This window comes from Ensifer sp. 4252 (assembly GCF_050434565.1).
Taxonomy (GTDB): domain Bacteria; phylum Pseudomonadota; class Alphaproteobacteria; order Rhizobiales; family Rhizobiaceae; genus Ensifer.
This window is the reverse complement of the sequence record NZ_JBNDIU010000081.1, coordinates 1-1,175: the sequence shown is the minus strand read 5'-3', so window position 1 is coordinate 1,175 and position 1,175 is coordinate 1. Positions and strand designations below refer to the sequence as shown.

Here is a 1,175-nt window from a genome sequence, read left to right as displayed (position 1 = left end):
GCTTTCCATTGAGCTGAAGAAGCCCGGCGTGACACTGCTGATCCTGTGGGAAGAATATCGCAGCGTCCATCCCGATGGTTATGGTTATAGCCGTTTCTGCGAGCTGTTCCGCGGTTTCGAGCAGCGCCTTTCGCCAACGATGCGCCAGGAGCATGCTGCCGGCGACAAGGTCTTCGTGGACTATTCCGGCAAGAAGGTGCCGATCGTTGATCGCAAGACTGGCGAGATCCGCGAGGCGGAGCTGTTCCTCGGCGTGCTCGGCGCGTCGAGCTACACATTCGCCGAGGCGACCTGGACCCAGACCTTGCCGGACTGGATCGGCTCGCACGTGCGCATGTTCGCCTTCTTCGGCGGCGTGCCCCGCCTGATCGTGCCCGACAATCTGAAGTCCGGCGTCAGCCGCGCAAGCTTCTACGATCCCGAGATCAACCGCAGCTACGGCATGATGGCGTCCCACTATGGTATTGGCGTTCTGCCGGCGCGACCGCGACGCCCCAAGGACAAGGCCAAGGTCGAGAACGGCATGCGCTTCGCCCAGAGTTGCCTTCTCGGCCGCTTGCGCAAGCAGACTTTCTTCTCGCTCGCCGAGGCCAATACCGCGATCGCCGACGTGCTGGAGCGCATCAACAATCACATCATGCGAAGGCTGGGCGTCAGCCGCCGACATCTCTTTGAGACGGTTGAACACGCGGCGCTCGCAAGCCTGCCCGCCGATAATTACGAGTTCGCCGAATGGCGCTTTGCGCGGGTGTCGACGGATTATCATGTCGAGTTCCAGAGCTTCTTCTATTCCGTTCCGCACGCCCTTATCCGTCAGCAGATCGATATCCGGGCGACCGCGCGGATGATCGAGATTTTCCATCGCGGCAAACGCGTCGCTGCGCATCAGCGCCGCTATGGCGGTCCGCGCTATGGAACAGATCCCGCACACATGCCCAGCTCCCATCGCCGCTATGCCGAGTGGACACCGGAGCGCTTCCGGCGCTGGGGCGCGTCCATCGGTCCGCAGACCGAAGGGCTGGTCGTCGCCATTCTCGCCAGCCGGCCGCATCCGGAACAAGGCTTCAGAACATGCTTGGGCATCCTGCGCCTTTATCGCGACATCACCCGCGACCGCGCCGAGGCCGTTTCGGCGCGTGCCGTCGAGATCGGCGGATTGACCTGCAAGACCATCA

At 62.6% G+C, this 1,175-nt stretch carries 1 protein-coding gene; it reads left to right on the top strand.

Annotated elements, in window-relative coordinates; translation table 11 throughout:
- Positions 1-28 precede the first annotated feature (28 nt).
- Positions 29-1,175 (top strand): IS21 family transposase (gene istA, locus ABIE33_RS36235; protein WP_429133975.1); only part of this gene is annotated, 1,147 nt, incomplete at its 3' end.